The organism is Paenibacillus phocaeensis, assembly GCF_900021165.1.
Classification (GTDB): domain Bacteria; phylum Bacillota; class Bacilli; order Paenibacillales; family Paenibacillaceae; genus Fontibacillus; species Fontibacillus phocaensis.
Genome location: NZ_FCOQ01000012.1, coordinates 346,863 through 371,067 on the forward strand (window position 1 = coordinate 346,863; position 24,205 = coordinate 371,067).

A 24,205-nucleotide genomic window follows, 5' to 3' on the forward strand; every position below is an offset into this window, starting at 1 on the left:
AAGTCCTTCTCCTTTCAATTCCTGCTTGCGCGTTCGCCGCCCAGCAGCTCGTTTCGTTCGCACTCGCCCGCTCAGCTCGGCTGCTTCAGTTGCTTGCTGCGCAGTTGCCCGCAGGCCGCGTCGATATCGGCCCCGTGTTCCAACCGGACGCTGACGCTGAGACCGCGTTTTTTCAACGCATCGTAGAAGGCCAGCACGGAATCCTGCTCGCTCCGCTGATACTGGCTGTGTTCGTCCACCGGATTATACGGAATCAGGTTGACGTTCACGAACCGGTCGCCCAGCAGATCGGCCAGTTCCTGCGCATGCTCTATCCCGTCATTAACGCCCTTCAGCAAAATATACTCGATCGTAAGCCGCCGATTCGTTTGTTCCAAGTAGTAGTCGATCGCCGCCATCAGCTTCTCAAGCGGAATCGCTTTGTTGATCTTCATGATCCGCGTGCGCAGGTCATTGTTTGGCGCGTGCAGGGACACCGCCAAGTTCACTTGCAAGTCGGAATCGGCAAACTCGATGATTTTGTCCGCCAAGCCGCTGGTCGACACAGTAATGTGACGCGGTCCAATTGCGAGCCCTTTGGGGTCCTGGATGACCCGCAGGAAATCGGCCATATTCTCGTAATTATCGAAGGGCTCGCCGATCCCCATCACGACGATATGCGTCACCCGCTCCCCTCGGCCTTGCCGGTCCAGATGCAATTGCACCTTCATGACCTGCTCCACGATTTCGGCGCTCGTCAGGTCCCGGCTCTTCTTCAGCAGGCCGCTCGCACAGAAACTGCAGCCGATGTTGCATCCGACCTGGGTCGTCACGCAAACCGACAGGCCAAATTTATGGCGCATGAGCACCGTCTCGATCAGGTTGCCATCCTGCAGGCGGAACAGAAACTTGATCGTTCCGTCTATCGACTCCTGACGGACGTGCTCCTCCAAGGTTTCAATGGCGAACTCTGCATCAAGCAGCGCAAGGCACTCCGCATGAACGCCTTCCATAGCTGCGAAATCGGCAACCCGCTTGCGGTACAGGCCGTCCCACACCTGCTCAGCCCGGCCTTTCTTATGTCCACGGTCCAGCAGCCATGCGGTCAGCTGGTCCTTCGTTAACCCATAGATTGATTGTTTATTCATGCGTATCCTCTTTCTAAGCGAACTCAAGTCATTTTCTAATTATACCTAATCCGCCATCCCCAATGCCACAGGTAAAAAAAACGAATCCCGCCGCGCCGCCTCAGCATCCGTTTTACACAGAATGCCTTCCCTTTTAAACGAACGTTAACATTAGTGCCCTAAAGTGAAGGTACATTCGCTTGGGCTGTGAAGCGATGGAGCCGGTTGAATCCAAGCGGCGGTCCGGCTTGCAGACTGGACCAAGGTCGGGATCAAATCACGCCGCGCGGCCGGTTTGGTTCTTCCAGGCTTCCTATATACTGGAACTCGGAATGAACCGACGGAACGAACCGTGCGTTTCTATTTCGGTGGAAAGGCGGCAGCTAGCTATGAAGCAAAACATGCACTTCGTCATCCTGACCGCCGGGTACGGCAATGGCCATATCCAGGTGGCGCGGACGCTGGAGCAAGCCCTGACCCGTTCGGGTGTCCGCTCGGTCAGCGTGATCGATCTGTACCGTGAAGCCCATCCGGGAATGAATTCCGTCTCTCGACATCTCTATTTATACAGTCCGTGGTTCTCGGCGTATGGCCTGGACTATTACGGATGGAGTTACTACGCCACTCGGGATCTGGAGCAGACAAGCGCGATAGCGAAATGGGGGAACCAGCTGGGGATGAAAAAACTGGTCACCCTGCTCCAAAAGCAGCGTCCCGACGCGATCATCACCACGTTCCCCTTCGGCGGCATCACGGACCAGCTGCGGAAACACGGCATTCGGGTACCGGTATTCACCGTCGTCACCGACTTCAGCCTGCACAATCGCTGGTTGTTCACACGGCCGGATCGTTATTACGTGGCGACCGCAGATTTGAAGCGGGAGATGCTCCAACGCGGCGTGCCTGCGGAGTCGATTGTGGTAAGCGGGATCCCGGTCCGGGAGCCGTTCTATGAGCCGGAGCGCTCCGCGAATCCGCATCCGCAGGCGCAAGCATGGCGGCCCTCGGAGGAATCCCGCTCCATCCTGGTCATGATGGGGGCGCATATTCCCTTGCCCGACGCCCAGCTCATCATTGCCAAGCTGCTGGCGCTGCCGAACGCACAGGTGGACATCGTCTGCGGCGGCAACGAGAAGCTGCGACGCCGGCTGGAGCGGAGGTTCGCCGGGCATGAACGGCTGCGCTTGTTCGGTTACGTCGAAGCGATCCACGACCGCATGCGGGAAGCCGCCTGCATCGTGACGAAGGCCGGAGGCATTACGCTGTCGGAAGCGATCCAGATTCGCACCCCGATCGTGGTCTACAAGCCGTTCTCCGGCCAGGAGCGGGAGAACGCGAGGTATCTGGAACGCAAAGGGGCAGCCATCGTAGCCTCCTCGCCGCAAGCTTTGGTAGAGCAGGTACACGAGCTGCTGAATTCCGAGGTTCGCAGAGCCCGTATGCTTCAGCAGTACGATGTACTGGCCGCAGGATGCGCCACCGAGACGATCGTCCGGGATGTGCTGCAACGGGCAGGCCAACTGCCGGCCTTGGCGGACAGCCAATGATCCGGTTCCCCGCGCCTTTGCCGGCGTACGAATACGAATAAGAAGCAAGGAGCCTTGCGAATATGAAACGTACTAGCCAATGGATTTCCGGAAATCATCTTACCCCTGCATTTCTGCATTGCGCCGCCATTTTGTTTATGACGGAAATCGCTCGCAGCGCTTTTCTCATCTCGTTCCTGCCTGCCTATGCCAAAGAACGCCAGATTACCTTGGCAGCGGTTGGCGTCGCCATCTCGGTCCACTACTTAGCCGACACGCTGATTAAAGTGCTCGCGGGATATGTGCTGGATCGCTTCCCGGCCCGGCTGATTCTGAACATCTTCCTGCTGCTTGGACTGCTGGGCCTGTTCGTTTCTTACGGCGTCAGCGCCCCCTGGGCCATCGTTCTCGGAGCCGGACTAATCGGAATCGGGGTCTCGCCCGTCTGGCTGCTCTGCTTATCCGAAATTCGGGAGGACAGCCGCGGCTCACAGATGGGCTCCATCTACACCATTTGGCTGGTTTCGCTGGGTCTCGGCCCGGTCGCTGTCAATTTTCTGATGGACCGCAGTTATGCTTTATCGTTCTGGCTGTTGGCCGGATGCTGGGCAGCCGGGTGGTTGCTGGCCGCCTTCAAGCGGATCGATTTCTCATCCCGCCGATTGTTGCAGGACACCATTCCCTTCAAGCAGCAAATGCGGCAGATCGGAAGCAAGCTGGCCCAGATGAAGCCGCTCGTGCCCGGCATGATCGTGCAGACCTTGGCTGCCGGCCTGCTGGTCCCCGTCCTGCCGAGCTTCGCCTCCGAATATTTGGCGCTGGATTATTCGGGATACTCCATCGTATTGATGGCCGGAGGCTGTATGACCGTACTGCTGCTGATTCCGATGGGCCGGCTCGCCGACAAATGGGGCCACAAGTGGCTGCTCATCGCAGGCTTCGGCGCCTTGGCCGCCTGCCTCGGACTGCTGATCTACTCTCGGCAGATGTTCAGCACGATGGTGCTTGCCGTCTGTCTTGGCGCAGCGTATGCCGCCGTGCTTCCGGCATGGAACGCGATTCTGTCCCATTTTGTTCCCCATGAACAAAAAGCAACCGGCTGGGGCGTACTCTCCGGCATCGAGGGCATCGGAGTCATCCTCGGCCCGATCTTGGGCGGCTGGATGGCGGAGACCTTTGATGTCACGGTTACGGTGGGAATCAGCTCGCTTCTGCTGTTCGGGATCATGCTGTTCTACTGGGTCCGCCCGGTGCGTCAGCATCAACCGGGACATTACGAGCCGCGCGGGTAAGTAGGCTGGACTGGGCGAGAGCCTGAGGCGTTGGCAGGCAAGAGAAGCGGGAGTGGTTGGAGTGGTTGGAGTGGGAAGAGTGGGAGAAGATGTGAGAGAGGTAGGAAAGGTTGGAGAGGTTGGAGTAGTTGGAGAGATAGGAGAAGCAGGAGCCTGTTTAGCGGCGGGGACCAGCATGAAGCGATTGCCTGCCTCAGCTTCAAGTAGGCACGGATAGAGAGCATTATTTTTACTGGGAGTGGAGGAGTTGGAGTGAGACATCGCTATTATCTTCGGTTGCGCGAATACGACAACCGGCTGTTCATGTGGTGCAACCATTCGCTGAGTCACCCGTGGCTGGATCGGATTCTGAAGGGATTAACCCATTTGGGGAGCGCGGCATTTACGATCGCGTTGACGATTTCGGTGGTCGTCTTCGCCACGGGGACGTGGCAACGGGCGGGGTGGCACAGCCTGATCGCCCTGACCCTCAGCCATCTGCTCGCGGTCGTGATCAAGAAGCGGTTCCAGCGCACCCGCCCCTATGAAGCCCTGCAGGACGCGCGGATTTCGATTCACCCGCTCAAGGACTACTCCTTCCCGTCCGGCCATACCACAGCGACCTTCTCCACATTTATCCCGTTTCTGTTCGCGGCTCCCGGCCTGGCTCAAGTACTGCTCCCGCTCGCTTTTATCGTAGGCCTGTCGCGGATTTACCTCGGCGTCCACTACCCCTCTGACGTCCTGGCCGGCGGCTTGGTTGGGGCCGCCACTGCCCTCCTTGTTGTTTTGGGCGCCGGATTGATGTAGATACCAGGCGCGGACGACCCACGCCAGCGGCGCATACATATCCGCAGCCTGTATAAGTTGCTTGGCAAGCGCTGGTTCACAGCGGCCAGTAATCTTACCTTGGCTGGCCTAGCCCGCCGTTGCATGATCGTCGCTGTGGCAGCGCTGGTTCACGGCGACCTGACCATCGCTCGCCAGTCACGGCAGCCTGTCCGTCGCTATGTCTGCATTGGTTCACGGTCACCTGACCGTCGCTATGATAGCACCAGTTCAGGGCGGGCCTGCCCATCGATACGCTGACGCGGGATCGCGGCATTCTGCAGCAATCCGCTTGGCGTGAGCCGGCCGGCCACGGTCTGCGGACTTCACGGAGAAATGTTGCATTTTATGCAGCATTTGGCACCGCCCACCCAGCCGAAACGCCGAAATGTTGCATTTCCTGCAGCATTTTCGAGCTAATTCTGCTCTAAGCTCCAAATTTGTTGCACATAATGCAGCATTTCCTCCATCCAGAGTCCATACCGCCTTAAAATGTTGCCCTTTTTACAACATTTCCGCCGGGATGATTTCAAAGAAAAGAAGGGAAACGCAGCCAACCTAAGCGCTCATCAGCTCAATCTACTAAAAGAAAGCGGGGATATCAATGCAAGCCGGAAGGGTTATCAAGCAAACGATTCAAGGGGTTTGGATGGGCTGGGAGCAGGTGTTCGAGCTGTTCAGTCGACTGCGCTCCCATTACGCCGGAGAGTTCGGCATCTGTAAACTGTTCGTCACGAAATATCACGGGAAAAGCATCCAATGCGAAGACGGCACCTGGATTATAGACGGCGATTGGATCGGGGAGCTGCATTTAGATAACCGCCAGATCCTCGACATGCTGCAGTCCAACGAGGCGAACCGCGTCGCCTTAAGGGTCGCCCGCCTTGCAAGAAGCGCCATGAAGCAAATTTGCGCTGAAATGCAAAGAAACCCGAAGCTCAGCCAGGTGAAGGCGCTGCAGGGCATTACATTACTCCATCGAGGGATTACACACGGACTGGGCTTCGAGACGCATCGCGTCGAGCAAGGCGCTTTCCGAACGTTAACGACCTCCTATCTACGGTTGCTGCTTACCGTCTTCCATCCCAGCAACCGCAAACGGATCAACGGCCATACAGACAAGCTGATCCCGATGAAGCTGGTTATGACCCGCGCCTCGCTGTTCCGTCAATTCGGAACGGAGACAACGGCGCTCGCCTAAACCAATCGGTGCCCGCACAGCCGCTTCTCGCAGAAGCGCTGCAGCGGGCACCGATTGGCGCGTTCCGTGCTACCGGGAGGATCCCTTCACTTTAAACTGGCCCAACACCCGCTGCAGTTCGTCCGACACCGCCGACAGCGAAGCGCATGAGGCGCTGATGTCCGCGATGGCCGACAGCTGATTGGCCGAAGCGCTGCTCACTTCCTGGGCAGCGGCGCCCGAGCTTTGGGCGATATCCGCAATGACGTGGACGGAAGCCGTAACCTCTTCAATCCCGGCGGACATCTGCTCGGCCGTCGCAGCCAGCTGTTCGATCCGGTCCGCGATTTGACCGTTCGACGCGGCGATGCCTGCAAAGCTGCGGTCCGTCTCCTGCGTTAACGCCAGCCCCGACTCTACCTCCTCCATCACGCGATCCATCGCTTCCAGCGATTGCTTGATGTCCGCATCGATCTCCGTCATCACCTCGGCGATCCGGGCCGAGGAGGTCTCCGACTGCTCAGCCAGCTTGCGGACTTCGGAGGCCACCACAGCAAAGCCGCGGCCTTCCTCCCCGGCGCGAGCGGCCTCGATCGACGCGTTCAGCGCCAGCAAATTCGTCTGCCGCGAAATTCCGCGGATCGCCTCCACCATCACGGCGATTTCCTGCGATTTATCGTTGAGCAGTTGGACCAGCGCACTGCTGGTTTGAACGGAACGATCGATGGATTCCATCTGCCGAACCGTTCTGCGTACCTGCTCGCCGCCGTCTGCGGCCTGCTGTCGGGACAGCCCCGCCAACTCGGCGGCTTCGGAGGCATGCTCGGCGATATGCTGAACGCCGACGGCAATCTCCTCCATCGCGCGGGCATTCTCCGCCGTGCTCATCGTCTGACTCTGCGCCCCTGCCGCGACCTGCTCGATCGAAGCCGCGATCCGGGCCGAGTCATCATTGGTTTGCTCCGCGACTGTCTGCAGCCTCCGGGCGGCTTCGGTCACCTTGTCCGAGGCAAGCAAGCCCTGCTGAACCAACTGCCGCAGGCTGGCGCCCATCTGATTGTAACCGGCGCTAAGCTGCCCGATCTCGTCCTGTGAATCCTCGCGGAGGGTCGCCGTAAAATCGCCCGCACCCGCAAGTTCCATCGCATGGGCCAGCCGGGCGAGCCTTTTTTTCATGCCGCGCATATAACCCAGAATTAATCCGATGGAGACCACAAGCGCACCTGCAAAGACCACGGCAAAATGCCGGATAAACGTCCCGCGAATGGTATCCATTAAACGCTGTGGCGCTCCTACGTACAAGATGCCGATCACCTCGCCGCTCTCCGACAGGATCGGTTGATAGGCCGCCTGATAGGTTTGGCCGACCACCACCGCTTCTCCGTAGTAGCTGCTGCCTCCCTTGAGGACGACATCAGCGACCTTATCAGACACCTTCGTCCCGACAGCCCGCTCCCCCTCCACCATGACATTGGTCGACACGCGAGTATCCCCTTGAAAAATCGTTACCGTATCCTCCGTCAATTCCCCGATTTCATCCACAATTTCAAAATTTCCGCTGATCACCGTATCGCCTTTGTAAAATTGGTCCCCTTCAATGCGCCAAGCACCGGGGTATTTGCTATCCAAATAGCGGGTGACCAGCTTGAGGTCGCTTTTCGCCTTGGCGGTGGCGAACGTCTTGATGCCGCTCTCCATCTGCCCCACAGCAACCAGAGCGATGGCCGCCGATACAACCACCAATATGCCGATAACGATGAGATTAATTTTGGTCCCGATGCTTCGAATGCGCATGTTTTCTCCTCCTTACCATTCTGAATAAATCATAAGGGGATTCATTCTGTTTTTGTAGCAAAGGAAAGCCCAGCGCCCCCAGTATTTAGGGGCCTGGGCTATTTTTATTTTTGCCTGATTAATCGATATACCCGGCGAGTCCATGCTCCGTCAAATAGTCCATCTCCAAATCGAGGATCGTCTCTACGGTCAGCTCGTCGAGGGTCACGTCGCTCCGGCCGAGGACATAATCGACCAGCTCATCGCCGTCGATCTCCACCTCGCCGTCGGCGTTTTGCTGGGCCTGATTGATGAAATCCGCTTCGTGCTTCAGCACCAACCGGATGCTGTCCGTAGTCGCCTTCGATCGGTCCGCGATAAACTGGACCAGTTCCTGTTCATTGATTTGATCGCTCACACCGTTCACTCCTGCCTTGTAGGGTTCATTTTGTTTTCTAGTCTTTCTCGTAGATGTAAATCTTAGTCCGGTACAGATCCCGGCAGGTGATGACCTTCGTCGGCTGCCATCCCGGCAGGGCAAAGCATAGGCTGACCACCCGGGTCCCCGGGGTTAACCGCGCCCGCAGCAGGGGATCAAGCCGCCGCATCGCTTCAGGGTACAGGTAACAAACCACCGTTCCCGCCGTCTCGTATGGAAATTCGTACAGATTCCCGCGTATCAAATCCACCTGAGAATAGCCGCCCCACCGCCGAGCCAATCTGGAAAATAACCAGGGAATCGCCGAGTTCTCGATCCCTACGATCCGCCAATGGGCCTGGGCCCGAGCGATGGCGAAAGCCAGCGTTCCCCATCCTGCGCCCGCCTCCACGATGGGGCTAAGCCCCTTCTGTGAGGCTGCTCTCTCCAAGGGGGCGGCACGCTCCAGCTGCTGCAGTTCCCGGACAACCGCCAGGCGGACGGCGGCGGAGGCAGGCATCGGCGAAATGCCGTTTCGCCAGCTCCGATAAACGATCGCCCCAACTCCGATCAACAGAAGCAGCAGCAGAATGGAGGTGAGGATCGAGGACACAGTTGCGGACACGGGAACAACTCCTTGGGCGTTAGGTTCGATGCTTGTATTGTACCAGATCACGCAGACTCAGGGCGAACCCTGGATCACACTCCAGTTCGCATTGCATGCGGCTCGGACAATTCCGCGCCGCTCGATGTACGCGGCCACCAGCTCGGCCATATCCGTCTGGATTTCCCTTACCACAGGTTTGCCCCGGTACATTTCATAATCGCCGCCCCCGCCGGCGCGGTAATGGTTCATGACCACGTCGACCTCTGCCTCGGCCTGCAGCGGCACTCCGTTCCGGGTCAGCTTCACGACCCGTTGCCCTGCAGGCTTGGCCACGTCCAGCACGTATTCGATTCCTTCCCACATATCGTAATTGTAATGCTGCGCCTTCGGCTGGATATACGCCGGATTCACCGCGATTTCGCCGCCCGGCCCCAGGACGAAATAGTTCGCCGTCTGTTCCAATGCTTCTCGGATGTCCCGCCCGGTCAAACGCAACACCGTTAAAGTGTTCGGATACATAAAATGGGTCAACACGTCCCGCAGCGTAATGCTGCCGGCAAAACCCTTGGAGTGTTCACTCAGCAAAGCCGCATTGGAGACGTCCACCCCCGCAGCTTCCATCTGCACCCGGTTAACGAACTCCATAAACGGATGGTCCGCTAACCGGCAGGCAAGCGGGCTCTCGATCGTCATATCGCCGTCCACTTGGCCGATCGGCTGATCCAGCCAAGCCTGCGTAGCCGATTCCAGCGGCCGCAAGAGCTCCAGCACCTCCGCATCAGATGCCGTATCGGGTTCGGGAACGAGCAGCTTGGCTGTTTTCTCGCGAAGGATCCAGCGGCCGCCGGCTCCCCGCTCAAACCGGACGGCGAGGTGACCCAGAGCCTGTCCGCCCGTCCCCGGCTGAATCACCGTGACCCCGCCGACTTCGCCCGCGATCATCCGGTGCTGGTGCCCCGTAATCAGGACGTCAATGCCCGGGATCTCCCGGCACATGGCGTAAGCCTGATTTTCTCCGGTCAATCGTTCCGTCGGCGCACCTGTCGCCAAATCGCGCTCGAACCCGCCGTGGTAGCTGACCACCAGCAAATCCGGCCGCTCCTCCTCCCGGATGCGGGGAACCCAGGTTTTCACCGTCTCCAGCGCGTCCTGAAATATCCAGCCTTCCATATGCCGCGGATGCTCCCAATGCGGGATATAGTGCGTTGTAACGCCTAAGATGGCGATCCTCACCCCCTCCGGGGTCGTCTTTACAATATACGGCTTGCCAAACGCCGGCTCACCCGACTCCGCCTCCACGATCCCCGCCGACAGCCACGGAAAACGAGAATCCCTCATCGCCTTGCCCAACAATTCCTGTCCGTAATTAAATTCGTGGTTGCCCAGCACCGCGGCGTCATAACCCAACAGGTTCATGGCTGCAATGGCCGGATGCACACGGTCCGAATGATTTTTTACGTAAAAAGTACACAACGGCGTCCCCTGAATCGCATCCCCGTTATCGATCAGCAGCAAGCCAGGCGCCTGCTCGCGCTCGCGGCGAATCAGCGTAGCCAGCTTGGCCAGACCCCAAGGACGTTCCTCGGCCGTGCGGTAGTCCGTCGGGTAGATGAAACCGTGCACGTCGCTCGTGACGAGAAGACAGCAAAGCGCTTCCTCCTGCCTTGCTGGTATGGGCCGTTCTACGCAATCTGTATGTTGATCCATGTCATCCACCTCATTTTTTCATATCGTAAATCCCCTTCCATTCTAGCAACCAACCTCGAGAGTTTTGTAAACTCCGGAAAATCGGAAATTTACAAACTTCCCCTTTATCTCTGACGGCGGGTTAATAAATCTCTTTTATAGTAAATCACGTAACCCAAAAATAAGATAAGTGGAGGTCATACGCTTGAACAAGATTGCCAAGTTCGCTTTGCCTTTATTTTTGACGTTCTCCGTGATCCTGAGCGCCTGCGGAAATAACGCGCCGGCCAACACCAGCGGAAACGCCTCAGCCGAATCGGGCCAAACCCAAGCCACTGCTGCCAACGGCGGTACTAACGCACCTGCCAATGCTGCTGAAACACCAGCCGATACCGGCTATGTTCCCGAAACGCTGACCGTCCAATTCGTGCCTTCGCAAAACGCCGATACACTGGAAGCCAAAGCGAAGCCGCTGGAAAAGCTGCTGTCCGATCGTTTGGGAATTCCGGTAAAAGTCAGCGTGTCGACCGACTACAATACGATTATCGAAGCGATGGCTTCCAAGCAAGTCGACGTGGGCTTCCTGCCTCCTACGGCTTATGTGCTGGCCAAAGAGAAAGGCGCAGCCGAGGTGATTTTGCAGGCGCAACGCTACGGGGTACAGGATGATACCGGCGCACCTACGGACGAGTTGGTGGATTTCTACAAATCGATGATCATTGTCAAGAAGGATTCGGATATAAAGTCCGTTGAGGACCTGAAGGGGAAAAAAATCGCCTACCAAAACGTAACGTCTTCCGCAGGTTATGTATGGCCGGCCGCCAAACTCCAAGAAGCGGGGTTGGATCCGCTGTCCGATGTCCAGCCGATTACGGTAAAAGGTCATGACCAAGGTGTTATCGCCGTGCTGAATGGCGATGTGGACGCCGCCGCGATTTTCCAGGATGCCCGCAACACCGTTGTTAAGGACTATCCGAAGGTGTTCGAAGACACCCGCGTGCTGACGTTTACGGAACCGATTCCGAACGATACGATTTCCGTCCGTTCCGACATGAGCGCCGAATGGGTGCAAAAGCTGAAGGATGCCTTCATCGAAATCGGCAAGGATACGGAAGGCCACCAAATTATCGCGGATATCTACACGCATGAAGGTTATGTCGAATCGAACGACAGCGTATTCGACATCGTCCGCGAATATAACGAGAAAGTCAAAACGGAATAGGTTGTAATCGAAATTTGACGAATAGCCCCCTGCAAGCCGGCCGGAGTGCCCCGCGCTCCCGCTGGCTGTGCGTTTTTCTCAGATTATTTCTCATAAAGGAGCCTAACCGTGATAGAACTGCGCAATGTATCCAAAACCTACCCGAACGGCACGAAAGGGCTGGATCAGATCCATCTGACGATCGAACCCGGCGAATTCGTGGCCATCGTAGGCTTATCCGGCGCCGGCAAATCGACGCTGCTGCGATCCATGAACCGGCTGCATGATATCTCCGAGGGCGACATTCGGATCGACGGCAAGTCGATCACGCAAGCCTCCGGCAAGCCGCTGCGGATGATTCGCCGCGATATCGGCATGATCTTCCAAAGCTTCAATCTCGTGAAGCGATCCTCCGTGCTGCGCAACGTGCTGGCCGGCCGGGTCGGCTACCATTCCACGCTGCGCACCCTGTTCGGCCGTTTCCCGGAGGCCGATGTAGAACTGGCCTTCCAGGCGCTGGAGCGGGTGAATATCGTGGAAAAAGCCTACGCCCGGGCCGACCAGCTCTCCGGCGGGCAGCAGCAGCGGGTGGCGATCGCCCGCGTGCTCGCGCAGGAGGCGAAGATCATCCTCGCTGACGAGCCGGTGGCCTCGTTGGACCCCTTGACGACCAAGCAGGTCATGGACGATCTGAAGCGCATCAACGTCGAATTGGGCATTACGACGATCGTCAACCTGCATTTCATCGACCTGGCGCGCAGCTACGCCACCCGGATCATCGGGCTCCGCGCGGGTCAAGTCGTCTTCGACGGACCGGTGTCGGAGGCGACGGACGCGCGGTTTGCGGAGATTTACGGCCGCGCCATCGACCAGGAGGAGCTGCTGGCAACCCGGCTCCCGGGACCGCAGGTGCTGGAGGCACAGGCTTGATGAACGTGAATCCGAATCCACATTCTAGCAACGAACCGGCTGCCACGATCAACGTCAATGCTGACGCCAAACTTGAGGTTCATCCGCCCGGCGACACCGGCCTGCACCGGAATCGCCCTCAAGCTCCCGGCAAGCTCAAGTCCTATTTAACCGCCGCGATTGTTCTGCTCCTGCTGTGGGGCAGCGCCGTGGACACGGAGGCATCGCTGGGCAAGCTGATTCAGGGCTCGCCGAATATGCTCGACCTGCTGCGGGAGATGTTCCCGCCGAAGTGGAGCTACTTCGACAACATCGTACCAGCGATGCTGGAGACGATCCGCATGGCGCTGATCGGCACGACCTTCGGCGCGATTCTCGCCGTACCGGTGGCGCTGCTCTGCGCCTCCAACCTCAGCCGCAGCGCCTGGATCCACCAGCCCGTCCGCTTCCTGCTGAACCTTGTGCGGACGATTCCGGACCTGCTGCTGGCGGCGATCTTTGTCGCCATCTTTGGACTCGGCCCACTGCCCGGCATGATGGCGCTGACGGTGTTCTCGTTTGGCTTGATCGCCAAACTAACCTACGAAGCGCTGGAGACCATCGACCGCGGGCCGCTGGAGGCGATGACATCCGTCGGGGCTGCGCCGGTGCAGCGGATTCTCTTTGGCGTCGTGCCGCAAATCCAGGCTCATTTTATTTCTTACGTGTTGTACACGTTCGAAATCAACGTCCGCGCTGCAGCGGTACTGGGCCTCGTTGGAGCCGGCGGGATCGGCCATTATTACGAGGTCACCTTAGGTTTCCTGGAGTATGACAAGACGTGCATGATCATCTTGTTCACGCTCGCGGTCGTCTTGTTAATCGACTATGCAAGCACCAAACTGCGGGAGAAATTATTATGACGACAAATGCAAATACGAATGCAAATGCAAGTGCAAAAGCAGATGCAAAAGCAGATACAAGTGCAGATACAAACACAAGTGCAAATGCAAACACAAGTGCAAGTGCAAATGCAAATGCAAACGCAGATGCAAATACCTGGCGGCACAAAGTGGAGAAGCCCAAAAAGAGCCGCTACCGTTGGCTGATCTATCTGCTGCTCCTTCTCCTATATATATGGGCGTTTGCCGGGATCCCGTTTGACGGAATCAAAGAAACTGCCGGTCAAATCACGAAGTCGATCCTCGCAGGGCTGTTCTCGCCCGACTGGGACTACGTCTATCTGCCGGATGGCGAGGATTTGCTGCGCGGCTTGTTGGAGACTTTGACGATCTCCATTCTGGGCACCTTCGTGTCCACGGTGGTCTGCCTGCCATTTGCCTTCTGGGCGGCGGCCAACCGCAGCAAGCCGCGTTTCGTTTCCGGCTCGGGCAAGATGCTGCTGAGCTTTATCCGCACCTTCCCGGAGATCGTGATGGCGCTGCTGTTCATCAAGGCCGTGGGACCCAATGCCTTCGCTGGTGTGCTGGCGCTGGGGCTGCATTCGGTTGGAATGCTGGGCAAGCTGTTTGCCGATGAGATCGAAAATAGAGACCACGGCCCAACCGAAGCGCTGGTCGCTGCGGGGGCAAGCCGCCTGCAAATCCTGTGGTTTGCCGTGCTGCCCCAAGTGCTCCCGGGCTTCCTGTCTTACACGCTGTACCGTTTCGAGATCAACTTGCGCTCCGCCACGATCCTTGGCGTCATCGGCGCCGGCGGCATCGGAACGCCGCTGATCTTCGCCCTCAGCTCGCGGGATTGGGATCGTGTCGGCATCATCCTGCTCGGCATCATCGTCATGATCACCCTCGTCGATTGGATCTCCGGGGCGCTGCGGAAGAGACTGGTCTAGGCTAAGCCTGCATCATAAATCCATGGTGCATCGGTGTAGCGATATATCAATCTATCGGTGCATGGGTGTAGGTGTATGGGTGCATGGGTGTATGGGTGTATGGGTGTATGGGTGCATGGGTGCATGGGTGCATGGGTGCATGGGTGTATGGGTGTATGGGTGTATTGATACATCGGCGCATCCGTGCATCCGTTTTGGCTCTAGCCCAAGCTTGGCCCTCGCCCTTGTTGACACGAGCCCATTCTATATGATTTTTCGAATACATTTCCTCGAATCCTCGCCAATTGGCTTATTCTATATGAAATTTCGAATAGAATGGGCCGATTGAGCCTTTCAGCGACCGATTATATATGAAATATCATATATAAAGAGGGTGTCCCAAAAGTAAACTCTGGGACACCCTCAGCAGCCAAATTGGATGGGATTCATAAAAAACCAAGGAGCTAGGCGGTCTGTTCTCGCTTAGCTCCTTGGTTTTTGGCGTCCACCGCTGCTTTCTTGAGCAGATTGTGGGCAAGGGAAAGCCACCCCACCTCCAGACTTACTTTGGGTAAGCCTCGAAGCAGGAACCTTTTAAAGCCTCGGTTGTTCTTTACATGGCCAAACACAGGCTCCGGCTCGATCATGCGCCTTACGGCTAGGGCATGACCTTCTTCACTGCGGAGCTTTTGCCTGGCCTGGTTCTTTAGCCGCCAATACTTCATACTCACCTTGATCTCGCGATCACCTTGGGCTTGGGTACACTGCGGTTTTAGCGGACAACCCTCACAGCCGGCGCTTCGGTAATGTCGGTATTCGATTTCATACCCGCTTTCCGTTTTCTCCTTACTCCCTCTTCGGAAATGGAGCGTTTGTCCGGCCGCACATGTCCATGTATCTTGTTCACTGTTATAGGTCCAGTTGTCGATCTTGCTGATGTCTTTTTGCCAGGCCTTGCTCTTTTCGCGGTGATACGTGTTGTACTTCACCATGGCTTCGACTTCATTTCGCTCCAAGTAGTCGTAATTTTCTTCACCGCCATAGCCTGCATCGGCGATGACTTTTTTTGGCAGCTTGCCGAACTGCGATTTTATCTTCTCAAAATGCGGGATGAGGCAGCGCGTATCGGTTGGCCGCTGGTGCAAACTGTAACCGATAATGAATTGATTTTCAGTGCCAATCTGAACATTATAGGCTGGCTTTAGCTGGCCGTTTCGCATGTGGTCTTCTTTCATCCGCATAAACGTGGCGTCCGGGTCTGTTTTACTGTAGCTGTTTCTCGTGCCTAAAATCGCTTCCTGCGTCTCATACTTCTGAAGGCGAGGAAGCAAGTCTTTGCGGAGCGTGCGCATCGCCTTCTTGAGCGGCTTGTCCTTTGGTTTCTCCTGCAGACGCTCCTCTAATTGTTTGACGGCTTGCTCCAGCTTTTCACCGGTGAGGGCAGAGGACTCGCCCAGTTCAAGAAGATCCTGGCCCCCGTGAGCACGTTCTTCTTGTTTCTCAGCTTCCTCAATGGCGGCGAACAAGGTTTGGACTTTTTCTTGGAGCTTGGCTTTATGCTTCACTACCGCCTTCCCCCATACAAACGTATATCGGTTGGCATTCGCTTCGATCTTCGTGCCGTCCACAAAGTAATGCTCAAGCTGCACGTAGTTTTCCTCGGCCAGAAACTGAAGAACGGCGGTAAACACCGTCTCCAGTACGTTTTTCATTCGCTCTGAACGAAACCGGTTGATGGTGCGGAAATCCGGCTTTTGCCTGGCCGCGATCCACATGAACATGATGTTTTCACGGATCGCTTTGGCGATCTGGCGAGAGGAGTAGATACGCTGCGTGTAGGCGTAAATGATGACTTTGGTGAGCATTTTAGGGTGGTAGCTGTCTCGTCCGCCTCCAGGGTAAGCTGCGTCGAAGATGGCTTCGTCGAGACGATTAACGGCGGCGTTGACCACACGAACGAGGTGATTGGCGGGGATATCTTCTTCTAAATCCATTGGTAAGCAGAGTTGATCCATGGTATATTGAATGTACAAAGAAACCGTCTCCTTTTGGTTTATGGTTGGGTGGTACCTCCATTTTACCAAAGAGTGGTTTCTTTTTGTTTGACGAAATGAAAAAGAGGGTCGCCCCTAGTCATCTATGATGACTTTTGGGACACCCTCATTATATATGAAATATCATATATAAATCGCCCCTTCTCTCTCCCGAGGGCCTAATGTATATGATTTTTCGAATACATTCCCTCGAACCTTCGCCAAATGGCCCATTCTATATGAAATTTCGAATAGAATGAGTCGATTGAGCCTTTCAGCGACCGATTATATATGAAATATCATATATAAATCGGGCCTTCCCTCCCCCGAGGACCTAATGTATATGATTTTTCGAATACATTCCCTCGAATCCTCGCCGAATGGCTCATTCTATATGAAATTTCGAATAGAATGAGCCGATTGAGCCCTTCGGCGAACGATTATATATGAAATATCATATATAAATCGGGCCTTCTCTCTCCCGAGGACCTAATGTATATGATTTTTCGAATACATTTCCTCGAATCCTCGCCAATTGGCCCATTCTATATGAAATTTCGAATAGAATGAGTCGATTGAGCGCTTCGGCGAACGATTATATATGAAATATCATATATAAATCGGTTCCTCTATAATCACCACGGCTCACGGTTCGTGGTCACACCAAATCCGGGCTTAGCGCCGGGCCTACGTATTCATAAGAAGTGATACGTCCGGAAGCCCCTTTTGCTATTGCACGGAGCTTTCCTTTTTCTACGAGGATCCGGCAATACTTAATGACCGTCATCGGATGCAGTTCCAGTTCCCGCGCCACCTCCGCTGGGCGAAGCACCCGATCATGGCGAATCGAGGCACGCATGAGATCCCTCTCAATCTTGGAATAGTTCCTCATAGACGACCTCCCCTGTACGACGGACAAGTAAGGAGACAGAATACTCCGCAAGGAAGACAGAATAAACGTGGGGTTCTCCTTCAGCTCGTCCAAGGCAATGTAGTAGATCAAGCAGTCTTGGGACTGCAGAAACAGCCCCCTGTTCAAGTCCATCCGATACTTCGTCCGATCCGTACCATGGGAGCCGTAATCCATGACCTCAAACACGATCCGCGACGTACCCACCCTCCATAAAAAATCAACAAAATAGGATCTCCCCCGCCAATCCCTCACCTCAAACTCAGGGTGCAATCCGTCAAAATGTCCCACCAGCGGCCACCAAATCAGCTCGATGAACAATTGGTTTCCATAGCCATGCCCCCTTCGGAGTGCATCAAGCCGCTCGCCACTTCTTCGTTTCATGTGCTCCTGAATCCAGATCTCATGTTCCGTTTGAAATCCCATACTATCCCCTCCACAGTCATAGTAAAAAACAAAAAGCCCCGCTCCTCTCCAAACTGGAAAGGAAACGGGGCAGGCTTTGCCTCACGTTGCTGTCTGATACTCCTAGTGTGACACAAGAGAAAGCTCACCGCAATAGGACCTTGTGCGGCCGTCTGTTGTTCCGTATTACTCAGTATTAATCCTCCGCATCAAGACTCGTTACTACTCGGAAACTACTCCTTGCTACTCCTTGCTTCTCCTTGCTACTCCTTGCTTCTCCTTGCTACTTCTTGCTACTTCATACTACTCCTCACCACTCGTTACTCTTCATTCCCCGTAGTTCCTAATTACTCTTCAGTACTCCCTGTTTCTCCCACTTTCTCCTCCATCATTATTTCTCTTTATTACTCCTCATTCCTTCATTCCCCCTACTCCACCCTACTCCGCGTCAAACCGCATCCCCCCACGCGCTGCTTACACCCCAAGCAGCTCGCGGATCTTGCCTTCGATGCTCTCCGGTTCATCCGTTGGGGCGAAGCGCTTGACGACCTTGCCTTCCTGATCGACGAGGAACTTCGTAAAGTTCCATTTGATCAGCTTGGAGCCAAGCAGGCCCGGTGCTTCCTTCGTCAGTTGCTTGAACAGCGGATGAGCCGTTTTCCCATTAACATCGATCTTCGAAAATAACGGGAACGACACGCCGAAATTCAGCTCGCAAGCCTGTGCCACCTCTTCGTCTGTTCCCAGCTCCTGGTTCGCAAATTGGCTCGACGGGAATCCCAATACAGAGAAGCCTTGCTCCTTGTAAGTATCATGCAGCTTCTGCAGCCCTTTAAACTGCGGGGCAAACCCGCATTTGGTCGCCGTATTGACGATCAGCAGCACTTGACCGCGATAAGGCTCCAAGGTTTGTACCTGGCCTTGAATTGTTTTCACTTCAATATCGAATAATGACATCCACAGCACCTCCGACCTTCATTTAAATTAAGTATAATTTAATTGTATACAATCTTTATAGACGTGTCAATTTGAAACTCGCCGCGAGGAGGAACTTCCGGATCTTTACTCTCCCTAGGGAGCAATGCTATAATAGCTCAACAGTAAAATAAATTGCATACAATTTAATGGCAGGTGGAATAGATGAATACCGACGAGTTAATGAAACTGGATAATCAGCTTTGCTTCGCTTTTTATACCTGTTCCCGTGAGATCATGAAGCTGTACCGGCCCTTGCTGGCTGAGTTTGGCTTAACCTATACGCAATATATCACGCTGCTCGCCTTATGGGAGCGGGACGGCGTTACCGTTAAAGAGCTTGGCTCCATGCTGTACCTCGACTCCGGCACGTTAACTCCGCTGCTCAAGAAGCTGGAGCAGATGAAGCTGGTCACCCGGACGCGGGATAAGTCCGACGAGCGCAGCGTCATTATCGAATTAACCGCGGAGGGCAAAGCCCTGCGCGACAAAGTATGCACCGTACCGATGCGGCTGTTTGCCGGCACCGATGCCGAGGTGGAGGACATTACCGCCATGCACCGGCAGATCAACGAATTCATGCGCAAAATCGGCGGCGGCGGTTCCCCCCAAGCTGAACAGCCTGAATAAGGCTACCCTAAATCCTCCATAATAGGGAAGGATCACCCAGTAACCGATGGAGGAGTATCAGCATGCTGGAAAATCTCGAGAGCAACTATGACTGCGCCCACGCGGGCGAAGATCTGCACCGGTTGAAGCAAGAGTTGGCCTCGATGCGAGGCATGGGCCACGCCGACCCGGAGACGCAGGAGCAAATCAATCGGCTCGAAAACCAAATCGCGTTCATCATGAACAAATGCGACATTCATCATTAATCAAGCCGATCAAAACAGAACACCCGTCCCTGCCGCTTGACAGTCCGCGCGCGGGAAACGGGTGTTTTGTCGTTGCGGCCGGCAAATCGTCAGCGGCTTCAAAGCTTCCCTTTTCCCCGCAGGTTTGTCCGAGTAAAATAAATAGAACGCGACTCCCCCATACTTACCGGAGAGCAGGTGATTTCCATCGTTGACTTGAACGAACTGGCCGGGCAATTTGCTGCCGGCACCTTAACGATTCATGGTGTTTATTTATCGAGTCTCGAACCGGGGCAATACAACGGGCATTCCCAAGCGCGCCCTACGCCGCATGCCGGTTTGGTATTCGCCTTGCAAGGGCAAGCCGAGTTCGCTTTCGACGGCATCCCTTGCGAATTGGTCCCCGGGGTCGTTGCACACGGCGCACAAAATATGACGCTGCAATTGAAGGTACCCGCTTCGGGTTTCGAATATGTCCTGATCCATTATACGCTTGATTTGCCCGCCGCCGAATGGAAGCACGCATACCCTCGAACGCATTATGTACTGGAGCCGGGAGAGAACCCCCGGATCGTGGAAATGCTGCGCCAGCTGCACGCGGCCGCGAACACGCCGGGCTCCCTGCAGGCGATTCGCGTGAAAGAGCTGTTCTACGGAACGATCGGCGAGGTGATCCGCTGCGCCCGCAACCGCTTGAACGTGGAGAGCCGCAGCGCCGTTGAACACGCGTTGGAGTATATTCACGCCCACTATATGGAGCCGCTTAATTTGCGGAAGTTGGCCGGTCTGCACGATTGGGACGTCAAAAAATTCGCTTACGCCTTCCATAAATACGTCGGCTTATCCCCGATCGATTACGTCATCCGGCACCGGATGGCCCGGGCCAGCGAGCTGCTGGCCACCAGCCGCTGCAGCGTTGGCGACATCGCGGAGAGCGTCGGATACGGCGACGCCCATTATTTCAGTCGGCTTTTTAAAAAGCATGTCGGCTGCTCGCCCAGCGAATTTCGGGCCCGAAACGGAAATGATCCACCTTCCCTTTGAAAATTGTCTATTCTCAAGCCCGCCCGGTTTTGATTATAATTTGTTTTGAAAATGAAAATCATTATCATCATCTCGAATCAAATCAAACCAGCTCAAATCAAATCGAAGCGGAGGAACGACAAGTGTGGCGATCATTCCAAAAAAGGGGACTGTTTCCCCTCCTGATTATTTTATTGCTCTCCCTCGCGGCGACGGCCTGCGGAACGAATACGAATCCGGCAACACCAACTGACAACACCAACGGCGGAACAAGCGAGGCGGCGGCGGGCGATTCGAATACGACTTCCGGCAATGCGGCGCAAACCGCGAAATTTCCGATCACCATTCAGCATGACAAAGGTGAAACGGTGCTGAACGAAAAGCCGAAAAAAGTCGCCGTCACATATTTCCCGTATGCCGACCATCTGTTTGCGATCGGGGAGCAGGACGTCGTGGCCGGCGTTGTCGGCCTGAAATCGCTGCAGAATTTCCCCGTCTACGATGCATACACGAAGCAGGACAAGATCGCTGATTTAGGCGATACGGCCAGCATGGAGAGCATCTTGGCGCTGGACCCGGATGTCATTATCGCCTGGGAGGACGACGAGAAGATTTATGACCAGCTGTCCAAAATCGCCCCCACGATCCTGATTCGCCAATCCGAAAACTGGCAGGATACGATCGGGAAAGTTGCCGCGGTTATTGGGGAGGAAGCGAAAGCCGAGCAGTACATTGCCGACTACAATGCGAAGCTGGACGCGCTCGCGGCCAAAATGGACGAGACCGGCGCCAAAGGGAAAACGGCCATTTTCATGATGACCTGGGGCAAAGGATTCAACTATTATGGCGGTGTTCGGATGGAGCCGTATTACGATCGCTTGGGCTTCGCCAAATTCGATCATATGGAGGACTGGGCGGAAATCAGCCTGGAGGGCGTGGCTGGCATTAACCCGGATTATATTTTTCTCGGGGAGGATTTCACCGGCGCCGCGGAGCTTACGTTGGATGCACTTGCCGATAACCCGGTCTGGAACGGGCTGAAGGCGGTCAAGAACGGCAACCTTTACCCAATCGACACGGAAATTGTCGGACCGCTGGCCATGGGCCAATCGAAAGGCCTCGACGTGATCGGGCAAATCATGGGGAAATAGCCGCCGGATCTCTCCCGCAAACCGAGGATAGATAGGAGCCCGAAATTGTGTTACGATGTGGCTGTTCGTTTCTTTCCATCCCATCGTAACCTCAGGAGGGCATCTTTTTGAAGGCGAAATCTCGAACTAACGCGGAGTCGACGGCCGCCCGCGCCACACAGTCCGCTTCCGTCAAACGGAATTATATCTTTCAGCTGTTAACCGTCTTTATCGGTTTCTTTATCTTCGGCTTCTCGGAAAATATTAAAGGCCCCGCCATCCCGCGCATCCAAACGGATTTCGGCATCGACGAGATGCAGGTCGGGACGCTTCTGTCGCTCAACTCGCTGGGGTACCTGCTGGCCTGCTCCTTTACCGCTTACCTGACCCGCAAATGGGGTGCCAAAGCGGTGACGATGCTCGCCTTCGGGTCGATGGTGGCGTCCGGGGTACTCATCTTCGCTTCGCGCAGCTTCCCGGCGTTGTCGGGCTCCTATTTCCTGATGTACATCGGTAACGGGATGCTCGAGATCGCGCTGGCCATTCTGGCCGCCCGCATTTTCGTGGGCAATACCGGCACGATGATGAACCTCGCCCACTTCTTCTATGGGCTGAGCTCTACGGTAGCGCCGATGATCGCCTCGGGACTCATGACCGTGTCGATCGGGGGGCATGTGCTCGATTGGCGCGGCATGTATCTGATCATGTTGTCGCTCTCCGTCATTCCGATGATCCCGACGCTGCTCAGCCGGTTTCCGGGCGAGGAAGATCAAGGCGGCGAGCGGGTACCGTTCACGCAGCTCATGCGCGATCCGGCCATTTGGCTAATCGTGCTGGTGCTCTCGTTTGGCGTGGTATCGGAGATGGCCGTAGGGGGCTGGCTGGTCAACTTTTTGGAGAAAGCCTACCAATGGAATACCACCAGCGCTTCGGGCATGTTGTCCGCCTTTTTCCTATGTTTTACGTTCGCGCGGCTGGCACTCGGGCCCATTACGGACAAAATCGGCTTTACGCTCTCGCTGATTCTGTTCTCCGCCTTCTCGGGGATCTGCACCTTGATCGCCATTTGGGCTGGCGAACCCGGGGCCTTCCTGTTCGCGGCAGCCGGCATCGGCATCGCCCCGATCTACCCGACCGTCATGGCGCTGATCGCCAAGAAGTACCGCTCCTCCAGCGACTCCGCCATCACCTTCATCGTGACGCTGATGGGCGTTGGCAGCGTCATCGGCAACTATCTGATCGGCGCGATCACCGACGGGATCAAGGAGCTCGTTGCCGGCGGCGCCGACACCAGATTGGGCCTGCTTCGCGGCCTGCAAGCCGGGTACGCCTTTATCGGCGTCTGCGCCTTGTTGTGCGCGGTGTGCAGCCTCGTTTTGTTTGGCTATCTGCGCAAACGGAACGAGCTGCTGTAACGCCGCGCCCGCATTCATATGCGAAAAACCCCCCGCATCCAACCAAGCGATAGCCGCCGGTGGACACGGGGGTTTCCCATTATAGGGCATAGGCCGTCCTATGCGGATTGCAGTTCATGACGATAAGCCGGCAATCCGCCGATACGTGGCCTCATCGGCTACGACGTAGAGCCGTGCCTCCGCGGGAACCGGCTGATCCAGCTTGCGGTTGATCCCAAGATCGCCGCGATCCGCCAGCAAAGTCGCACCTTGCCGGAGCAGTGCCTCAAAGGCATCTCCGTACGTGCTCCAGTCCCGCTGTACCGGGACTTCATAAATATCGTCGCCGTATTGACGGCTAAGCAGTTGGCGAATCACTTCGGAGTTGCCCGCCTGCAGCGCAGATCGGACCGCCAATCGCGAAATGGCGTCATGGGACAGCACAAATTCGTTCACTTGAACGTGGCGGAAGTTCTGGATATGTTTTTCCTGCGTGATCTCCACAGTTGTATGTACCTGTGGCGCCAAGCGTTCGATGCTGGAGGCAATCAACAGCGATTTGCCGTCGATCAGCGAAAACTCCTCGATCCGCGTATCGGCAAAAATGATCGCCGCCTTCGCTTGATCGATGCCGGCTTTCATCAGGATGTCATCCGAGGCCGGATCGCCGCTGATGAAATGCACCTGATGCATATGCTCCAGCGGGTGCCGATCCCCCTCGTCAATAATGACGATGCGGCTCTTGGGAGAGTAACTCAAAATTTCCTCCACCGCCGACTGCGCCTTTTTGCTCCAATTGATCAGAATGATCTGGTCTTCGCCCCGAAAGCTCAAAGCCCCCGCTCCTCTCTGCCGCTGAAGGCTCCCGATGGAATCGATCACTTTTCCGATCACCAAGCTCAGCAGCCCGATTCCGAAAATGTACAAAAACATCGTAAACACTTTGCCCTGCACGGTCTCGGCAAAATAATCGCCATATCCCACCGTGGCCATGGTGGTCATTACCCAATACAGCGCGTTAAACCAACTCCCGAAGGTCGCCGGCTCCAGCCCGTAAGCCACCGTTGCGCTTAATGCAACAAATAACAGGATAATCAGTCCGATCGACGTTTTGCGCAAACGCATCAAACGCGTCGTAATTCTGAGCAAAAAGTGCATGTGACTGC

Annotated in this window: 22 protein-coding genes; 13 read left to right on the forward strand and 9 right to left on the reverse strand. The window is 55.8% G+C overall.

All coding sequences use genetic code 11. The annotated features are described in order from the left end of the window. Positions 1 to 71 precede the first annotated feature (71 nt). Positions 72 to 1,127, reverse strand: coding sequence for a 23S rRNA (adenine(2503)-C(2))-methyltransferase RlmN (gene rlmN / locus BN3795_RS07050; protein ID WP_068783985.1), 1,056 nt, complete (start codon positions 1,125 to 1,127; stop codon positions 72 to 74). 368 nt (positions 1,128 to 1,495) lie between these two features. Here rlmN and BN3795_RS07055 point away from each other — a divergent pair, with 368 nt between their 5' ends. From BN3795_RS07055 to BN3795_RS07070, 4 genes are all read left to right on the forward strand, one after another. After that, positions 1,496 to 2,653 carry an MGDG synthase family glycosyltransferase gene (locus BN3795_RS07055; RefSeq protein ID WP_068783986.1) on the forward strand — a complete coding sequence of 386 codons (1,158 nt, stop codon included), beginning with the start codon at positions 1,496 to 1,498 and terminating at the stop codon, positions 2,651 to 2,653. Between the two features lie 62 nt (positions 2,654 to 2,715). Next, positions 2,716 to 3,924, forward strand: a complete 1,209-nt coding sequence (locus BN3795_RS07060; RefSeq protein ID WP_068783987.1) for an MFS transporter — start codon at positions 2,716 to 2,718, stop codon at positions 3,922 to 3,924. A gap of 252 nt (positions 3,925 to 4,176) precedes the next feature. Further along, positions 4,177 to 4,713 (forward strand): phosphatase PAP2 family protein, encoded by a 537-nt coding sequence (locus BN3795_RS07065; protein ID WP_110945061.1) that lies wholly within the window; start codon positions 4,177 to 4,179, stop codon positions 4,711 to 4,713. A 622-nt stretch (positions 4,714 to 5,335) separates the two neighbouring features. After that, a complete protein-coding gene (locus BN3795_RS07070; protein WP_068783988.1) occupies positions 5,336 to 5,932 on the forward strand; it encodes a YkoP family protein in 597 nt (198 codons plus the stop codon). Positions 5,933 to 6,001: 69 nt separating this feature from the next. On the opposite strand, the gene BN3795_RS07075 is transcribed toward BN3795_RS07070, so the two are convergent. From BN3795_RS07075 to BN3795_RS07090, 4 genes are all read right to left on the reverse strand, one after another. Continuing rightward, a complete protein-coding gene (locus tag BN3795_RS07075; protein ID WP_068783989.1) occupies positions 6,002 to 7,705 on the reverse strand; it encodes a methyl-accepting chemotaxis protein in 1,704 nt (567 codons plus the stop codon). A 118-nt stretch (positions 7,706 to 7,823) separates the two neighbouring features. After that, positions 7,824 to 8,102, reverse strand: a complete 279-nt coding sequence (locus tag BN3795_RS07080; RefSeq protein WP_068783990.1) for a hypothetical protein — start codon at positions 8,100 to 8,102, stop codon at positions 7,824 to 7,826. 37 nt (positions 8,103 to 8,139) lie between these two features. Next, the gene (locus tag BN3795_RS07085) at positions 8,140 to 8,727 is read right to left on the reverse strand and encodes a class I SAM-dependent methyltransferase (protein WP_068783991.1); all 588 of its coding nucleotides are present in this window, start codon (positions 8,725 to 8,727) and stop codon (positions 8,140 to 8,142) included. Positions 8,728 to 8,784: 57 nt separating this feature from the next. Beyond that, complete coding sequence (locus tag BN3795_RS07090) at positions 8,785 to 10,416, reverse strand: bifunctional metallophosphatase/5'-nucleotidase (protein ID WP_110945062.1); 1,632 nt, start codon at positions 10,414 to 10,416, stop codon at positions 8,785 to 8,787. A gap of 184 nt (positions 10,417 to 10,600) precedes the next feature. Between BN3795_RS07090 and BN3795_RS07095 the strand changes: the two genes are divergently transcribed. From BN3795_RS07095 to phnE (BN3795_RS07110), 4 genes are all read left to right on the forward strand, one after another. Then, on the forward strand, positions 10,601 to 11,617 hold the full coding sequence (locus tag BN3795_RS07095; protein WP_068783992.1) for a phosphate/phosphite/phosphonate ABC transporter substrate-binding protein: 1,017 nt from the start codon (positions 10,601 to 10,603) through the stop codon (positions 11,615 to 11,617). A gap of 108 nt (positions 11,618 to 11,725) precedes the next feature. After that, positions 11,726 to 12,526: a phosphonate ABC transporter ATP-binding protein gene (gene phnC / locus BN3795_RS07100; protein WP_068783993.1), complete on the forward strand. Its 801-nt coding sequence runs from the start codon at positions 11,726 to 11,728 to the stop codon at positions 12,524 to 12,526. Continuing rightward, positions 12,523 to 13,407: a phosphonate ABC transporter, permease protein PhnE gene (gene phnE / locus BN3795_RS07105; protein WP_408635012.1), complete on the forward strand. Its 885-nt coding sequence runs from the start codon at positions 12,523 to 12,525 to the stop codon at positions 13,405 to 13,407. Before phnC ends, phnE (BN3795_RS07105) begins: the two co-directional genes overlap by 4 nt. A gap of 149 nt (positions 13,408 to 13,556) precedes the next feature. Then, positions 13,557 to 14,336 carry a phosphonate ABC transporter, permease protein PhnE gene (phnE, locus tag BN3795_RS07110; protein ID WP_068783994.1) on the forward strand — a complete coding sequence of 260 codons (780 nt, stop codon included), beginning with the start codon at positions 13,557 to 13,559 and terminating at the stop codon, positions 14,334 to 14,336. 443 nt (positions 14,337 to 14,779) lie between these two features. Here phnE (BN3795_RS07110) and BN3795_RS07115 read toward each other — a convergent pair whose 3' ends face one another. The 3 genes from BN3795_RS07115 to BN3795_RS07125 all read right to left on the reverse strand — a co-directional run bounded on the left by BN3795_RS07115 (position 14,780) and on the right by BN3795_RS07125 (position 18,620). Continuing rightward, positions 14,780 to 16,348: an IS1182 family transposase gene (locus BN3795_RS07115; RefSeq protein WP_068783995.1), complete on the reverse strand. Its 1,569-nt coding sequence runs from the start codon at positions 16,346 to 16,348 to the stop codon at positions 14,780 to 14,782. A gap of 658 nt (positions 16,349 to 17,006) precedes the next feature. Beyond that, positions 17,007 to 17,684 (reverse strand): hypothetical protein, encoded by a 678-nt coding sequence (locus BN3795_RS07120; protein ID WP_068783996.1) that lies wholly within the window; start codon positions 17,682 to 17,684, stop codon positions 17,007 to 17,009. A 453-nt stretch (positions 17,685 to 18,137) separates the two neighbouring features. Beyond that, complete coding sequence (locus tag BN3795_RS07125) at positions 18,138 to 18,620, reverse strand: glutathione peroxidase (protein ID WP_068783997.1); 483 nt, start codon at positions 18,618 to 18,620, stop codon at positions 18,138 to 18,140. Positions 18,621 to 18,803: 183 nt separating this feature from the next. Here BN3795_RS07125 and BN3795_RS07130 point away from each other — a divergent pair, with 183 nt between their 5' ends. The 5 genes from BN3795_RS07130 to BN3795_RS07150 all read left to right on the forward strand — a co-directional run bounded on the left by BN3795_RS07130 (position 18,804) and on the right by BN3795_RS07150 (position 23,060). Then, positions 18,804 to 19,268, forward strand: coding sequence for a MarR family winged helix-turn-helix transcriptional regulator (locus BN3795_RS07130; RefSeq protein WP_068783998.1), 465 nt, complete (start codon positions 18,804 to 18,806; stop codon positions 19,266 to 19,268). Positions 19,269 to 19,330: 62 nt separating this feature from the next. Beyond that, positions 19,331 to 19,513 (forward strand): hypothetical protein, encoded by a 183-nt coding sequence (locus BN3795_RS07135; protein ID WP_068783999.1) that lies wholly within the window; start codon positions 19,331 to 19,333, stop codon positions 19,511 to 19,513. Positions 19,514 to 19,690: 177 nt separating this feature from the next. Next, positions 19,691 to 20,536: a helix-turn-helix domain-containing protein gene (locus BN3795_RS07140; RefSeq protein ID WP_068784000.1), complete on the forward strand. Its 846-nt coding sequence runs from the start codon at positions 19,691 to 19,693 to the stop codon at positions 20,534 to 20,536. A gap of 122 nt (positions 20,537 to 20,658) precedes the next feature. Beyond that, on the forward strand, positions 20,659 to 21,666 hold the full coding sequence (locus BN3795_RS07145) for an ABC transporter substrate-binding protein (protein WP_232729866.1): 1,008 nt from the start codon (positions 20,659 to 20,661) through the stop codon (positions 21,664 to 21,666). A 185-nt stretch (positions 21,667 to 21,851) separates the two neighbouring features. Further along, a complete protein-coding gene (locus BN3795_RS07150; protein ID WP_068784075.1) occupies positions 21,852 to 23,060 on the forward strand; it encodes an MFS transporter in 1,209 nt (402 codons plus the stop codon). Between the two features lie 114 nt (positions 23,061 to 23,174). On the opposite strand, the gene BN3795_RS07155 is transcribed toward BN3795_RS07150, so the two are convergent. Further along, positions 23,175 to 24,197 (reverse strand): potassium channel protein, encoded by a 1,023-nt coding sequence (locus BN3795_RS07155; RefSeq protein WP_068784002.1) that lies wholly within the window; start codon positions 24,195 to 24,197, stop codon positions 23,175 to 23,177. Between the last annotated feature and the right edge of the window lie 8 nt (positions 24,198 to 24,205).